Annotated in this window: 4 protein-coding genes and 1 pseudogene; all 5 read left to right on the top strand. The window is 67.3% G+C overall.

Annotated features, from left to right (window positions below):
* Nucleotides 1-813: AIM24 family protein (locus MJ783_RS15765; RefSeq protein ID WP_239311202.1), on the top strand; the 813-nt coding region annotated here is incomplete at its 5' end.
* Between the two features lie 216 nt (nucleotides 814-1,029).
* The gene (locus MJ783_RS15770) at nucleotides 1,030-1,707 is read left to right on the top strand and encodes an AIM24 family protein (RefSeq protein WP_239311203.1); all 678 of its coding nucleotides are present in this window, start codon (nucleotides 1,030-1,032) and stop codon (nucleotides 1,705-1,707) included.
* Nucleotides 1,708-1,783: 76 nt separating this feature from the next.
* Nucleotides 1,784-2,734 carry an AIM24 family protein gene (locus MJ783_RS15775; RefSeq protein WP_239311204.1) on the top strand — a complete coding sequence of 317 codons (951 nt, stop codon included), beginning with the start codon at nucleotides 1,784-1,786 and terminating at the stop codon, nucleotides 2,732-2,734.
* A 64-nt stretch (nucleotides 2,735-2,798) separates the two neighbouring features.
* Complete coding sequence (locus tag MJ783_RS15780) at nucleotides 2,799-3,713, top strand: sucrase ferredoxin (RefSeq protein WP_239311205.1); 915 nt, start codon at nucleotides 2,799-2,801, stop codon at nucleotides 3,711-3,713.
* A 96-nt stretch (nucleotides 3,714-3,809) separates the two neighbouring features.
* A pseudogene (locus MJ783_RS15785) lies at nucleotides 3,810-5,310 on the top strand (hypothetical protein); the annotation flags it as partial.

Raw genomic sequence — 5,310 nt, forward strand, 5'->3', positions numbered from 1 at the left:
CCGCTACCAGCGGCACCAGCACCGCTACCGATGGCATCAGCGCCGGTAGCGCCGACGATGGGGTACGGCCAGCAACTGCCCGGTGGGCCCGGCCCGCAGGCGCCCGGCGGTCTCGGCCCGACCGAGATCCTGCCCTCCCAGATCCAGCCGGTGCGGCCAGGCGCGATGAACAGCCTGAACCCCTACCGCGAGGTCCCCACGGCCGGCCGGTGGACGCAGCAGAACAGCAAACTCGTCAAGGTCACGCTCGGGCAGGGCCCGGATGTACTCGCCCTCCGTGGCTCCATGGTCGCCTATCAGGGCGACATCGACTTCGACTACAAGGGCGCTGGTCTGCGTGGGATGCTGGAGAACAAGCTCACCGGACAGGGCCTCAAGTTGATGACGTGTAAGGGGCGCGGTGAGGTCTTCCTTGCTCACGACGCCACCGATCTCCATATCGTCGAGTTGAGCGGCCAGCCGCTGTGCATCAACGCCAAGAACATCCTGGCGTTCGACAGCACCCTGAGCGCCGAGGTCAAGCGGATCGAGAGCCCGGGGATCCCCGGTGGTGGCTTCTTCCATTTCGAGGTTTCAGGCCAGGGCTCGATCGTGGTGATGACGCGGGGAACGCCGATGACGCTGAACGTCGCCGGTCCGACATTCGCCGACATGAACGCTCTGGTGGCCTGGACGGCTGGCATGCGGGTGAGTATCTCGACCCAGGTGCGCATCTCCCGCCAGATCTATGCCGGTAGCAGCGGGGAGTCCCTCGCCTTGCAGTTCATGGGTTTCCAGGGTCATTTCGTCGTTGTCCAGCCGTACGAGGTCTAGGGCGTGGCGAGCCGGACAGTCCTAGTGCCGGAGCCGCTAAGAGCGCGTTTGAGATCGTCATTCCGGCTCGCCGCGTCTAGGCGCCCCTGGCTGCGTTGTCGGCCACACCGATACAACTCATCCGGTATCGCTTCGGCCTTCCGCCTTGCCAGGGAGCCCCTGGACGCGGCTCACTGATCGAAAGCCCGATCTCAAACCCCCTCTAAGGAGGCTGTGGTGCAGGGAACGTTGATGGACCACTTCGGCCAGACCCAGTTGATGGACCGGATGAGCAGGCACGGTTCCAAGATTGTCAAGATCGTCATGCAGCCCGGTCAGGACCTGTTCGCCAGGGTCGGCTCGATGATCGCATACGAAGGTCTCGTCGACTTCAATCCCCAGCCACCACAGCTGCGGCGGATCGCCTCCTCCTGGGCAACGGGCGAGGGCGTGCCGTTGATGACCGCTGTCGGGCAGGGCCTGCTCTACCTGGCCGACTACGGCAAGGAGGTCATCGTCGCTCAGCTCGCGGGTGAGGGCCTGTCGGTCAACGGCAAGAACATCCTCGCGTTCGACGCCACCTTGCAGTGGGGGATCGAACGCGTCCGCGGCGTCAGCATGCTGTCCGGGATGGGCATGTTCAACGTGGTCATCCGCGGCCACGGCTGGGTCGCGATGACCGCGAAAGGCAATCCGATCGTGCTCGACACGCGGGAGGCACCAACGTTCGTCGACACCGACGCGCTGGTCGCCTATACCGACGGCCTGCAGGTCCAGCCGCGGCGGACCGCTCGCCTGGGCGGGCTGATCGGTCGCGGTTCGGGTGAGGCCTTCCAGCTCGGCTTCTCCGGTCAGGGGTTCGTCGTCGTGCAGCCGAGTGAGGACGAGCGGCCGAACATGTCAGTTCGTGGGTGACCTGGTTCGCGCTGGGTCTGGTTGGTGCTGGGTCTGGTTGGTGCTGGGTCTGGTTGGTGGATGAGAGGATTCGACGATGAGCCACGGTGGATTCGCGGGTGGCCCGTCCGGCGGCTACCCGCCCGCGGGCGGTGGGATTCGCGGCACGCTCCTCGGTAATCCCGAGGTGTCGACGGGGGAGCGCTTCACCCTGCAGAACGGCAAGATGCTCAAGGCGACGCTCGGCGCCCAGGGAATGCGCGAGTTCTACGCCCGTAAGGGTGCGATGGTCGCCTACCAGGGCGGCGCCAGCTTCGACGGGCACTGGGAGAGCTGGGGCCACCAGTTCCGCTCGCTGTTCCAGGACGGCGAGGGCCTGAACCTGATGAAGGTGTCCGGCGGCGGCACGGTCTTTCTCGCCCACCAGGCCCAGGACGTGCACATCCTCGACCTCACCGGTGACGGTCTGACCGTGGACGGCAAGAACGTGCTTGCCTTCGACCGGGACCTGCACTGGGACGTCGTCCGCATCGACTCCCAGGTCTCGATCGCCGGAGCCGGCAACTACCAGGTGGAGCTGTCGGGGAACGGCAAGGCCGCGGTGGTGACCTCGGGCGCTCCGCTGGTCATGCGGGTGACGCCGCAGAACTACTACTTCGCGGATGCCGACGCGGTGGTCGGCTGGTCATCGAGCCTGCAGGTGTCGATGCAGGCTGCCGTGACGTCGTCGTCGGTATGGAAACCGCGCGGGAACACCGGGGAGAGCTGGCAGATGCAGTTCTCCGGTGACGGATACGTGATCGTCCAGCCATGTGAACTGCTACCGCCCTACAACGCGCTCGCCGGTGCGGGGCTGGCTGGACATTTCGGGTTCGGCGAGGCCGGTTTCGCTGGCAACCAGATGCAGGGGCATGGTGCCGCGGGGCAGGGCTCCCCAGAACAGGGCCACGGCTCTGGCGGAGGACTTCCCGGCGCGCTCGGTGGTGCGCTTGGTGGTCTGTTCGGCAATCAGGGGCACGGCCGGGGCGGTCTGTTCGGCGGCCGCTGACCGCATGACCTGCCACTCGATGACGCTGCCCTTTCGCTGTGCGCCGTGGACACGGGAACAGGGCGTGGACCCGATCGGGTCGGCACTGACCTGCGACACCCTGCTGCTGGTGGAGGTGCCACCGCCGTGGCCGCGCGATGTGGGCGAGATACCCGCCTTCGCGGAGGCTGGGCGCCGGGCCCGGCCCGATGCCATGCGTCGGACCCGGTTGCTCGCGGTCAGCCCGACCGGCGACGTCACACCCGGCCGCGAGTCGCGAGCGGGCGTGCGGGTCACCCGGTGGCAGCGCACGGGTTCGAACCGTTTCGTGGGCGCTGACCACACCGTGCCTCGTGAACGGCTTGTCGACGGGCTCGTCCGGCTCCTTGACGGAGGTGACGGCGCGTACGACAACATCACGGCTCAGGCCGCGTCTGCCGAGGTCCTGCTCTGCGGCCATGGCCAACGGGACCGGTGCTGCGGCCGGGACGGCGCCCGCCTGTGGATGGAGATGGCATCGCGCTGGCCCGGCGTGCGAGTTCGCCGGTGCAGCCACCTTGGCGGGCATCGGTTCGCCCCGACCGGGCTCACTCTCCCTGACGGGCGGGCCTGGGCGTTTCTCGATCCCACGACCCTCGACCAGATCGTGCGTCAGGACGCCCAGCCGAGCGAGCTGCGTGGCAGTTACCGGGGCACCACCGCACTCGACCGGTGGGGGCAGGTGGTCGAGCGGGAGCTGTTCGAACGCTTCGGCTGGGGCTGGCTTGACCACGAGTTCACCTCGTCGCGCACCGTTGTCATGGACGGCGGGCGGGCCGCGACCGTGGAACTCGCCTGGCATGGGCCGACCGGGGAGGCGAGCGCCACCGCGGTGGTCGAGGTCATCCGGGAGATTCCCCTGCTGGTATGTGGTGAACCGCCGGAGTCCGCTGAGCGGACAAGCCCGGAGCTTGCCCCGCGTTTCGTCCTGATCCGCCATGGAGCTGCCCCCCTCCAGTGATTGCCGTATGCGGCTGGCCGTATATTCGGTGTTTCATTGCGGACACAAAGCGGCCAGGCATGGGTGAACCGATCGGTTGGCTTCCGGAGGTAACCCGTGCCCGGCCGGTTGGGGGCTCTGTTGATTCCGTTTTTCGACGGTGTTGTCGTGTTATTCCGGTTGGTCGACGTCCTGGTCATGCGTCGCCGACCGGTCAGGACGGTGTTGCCGCTCGTCTGTCTGGAGCGTGAATCCGGCCAGGATGGGCTGTTGGCCGATATCCTGGCGCGTTTGCGGCAGCCGATTCCGGTATCGGTGCCGAGCGCCCGGGTTGATGCCGGGACCGAGCACGCGAGAATCGCCTCCACCCACCTGTCTGGGGAGGCCGGGTCACCATTACCCCCGCCCCGGCTGCCGGTGCTGCACGCACTGTGCGCCGAACTGGGCCGGGACAAGTTCGGCATGCCGCGGCTGCGTTTTGACCACTATCTGCTTGCCGACTGGCTGACCCGGCAGGACATGCGGGGGAACGGACTGGGCGACCAGCCCACGGAGCTCCTCGGCCGGCTCCGGGATCGTTTCCGGGGAAACTCGCCGAATCCTTTCGCTGGTCTTGCCGACGGCGTGCCCGACCCGACGGTCAGGTTCGTGTTCGTGTTCGTCGCGCGGCTCTGGCTGCTGGTCCGGTTCTGGCTGCGGGTCAGCGGGCGGGTACCTGGTCTGGGGCGCCAGACCCGCTGGTTCATGCGTCAGCGGTATGTGGCGCCGGGAGCCGGGAACTTTGTCGGGTTCGCCGAGCGGCTCACCGTCGGCGCTGTTGACAGCGAAGTCCCCGAAGAGGTCGACAAGCTGCTCGTACACGCGTTTCTGCAGGACCTGCGGACGGCGTACCGACGCCGGCCGTGGCGGATCCGGGCCTGGCGGCGGACGGCGAACCCGGTGGCGCTGATTGACAACATCACATCGGACAACGGTGGGGTTGCTTTACTCAACATGATCGGTGATGTCCGCAGCGAGACCGGCCGTGACGATCCGCTGTTGGTGATCGCTAGCTGTGATAGCCAGCTGGCTATTTGTGATCTTGCCTGGCCGAGTATGCCGGCCGAGCCCGTGGCCGTGGCTCTGGATGCCGAGGCCCACTGGCTCGACGGATTGGGACGGCGCCGCCGACGGCGCGATCCCGGCGCATGGGTGCTGCGAGTGACGGTGCCCGCTGCCCGTCAAGCCACCGTGACCGAGGCAGCCGAACTGGCCCACGTACCGCCTTTTACCCCGCGGCGACCGCCGGTGCCAGCCCGTCCCATGGTGCTGACATCCCTGGTCACCGTCGTCGTCCTGGCTGCCGCCACATCGCTGCTGTGGGTCTGCTGGCCCCACCGCCTACCGGAGTGCCTGCGGTCGTCGGGCGCTGGGATCTCGGTCGAGCTGGTCCCGAACAAGGTCGGGACACCCGACTGCGTCGGATACAGCGACAACGCCAACCGGATATTCGGGGCCACGGGTGACGAGAAGCAGCCGGGCAGCAAACGACTGCTGGCCGCTCAGCGTGAGATATTCCGGCAGAACGAGTGCGCTCGGGACATACACGAGAAATACCCGACGCGCCCGTACATCACCC

This window comes from Protofrankia sp. Cj3, assembly GCF_917627355.1.
In the GTDB taxonomy this organism is placed as follows: Bacteria; Actinomycetota; Actinomycetes; order Frankiales; family Frankiaceae; genus Protofrankia.

Excerpts from the sequence above, each read along its gene's own strand:
- MJ783_RS15775 (WP_239311204.1), top strand. The coding sequence starts at position 1,784 with ATGAGCCACGGTGGATTCGCGGGTGGCCCGTCCGGCGGCTACCCGCCC.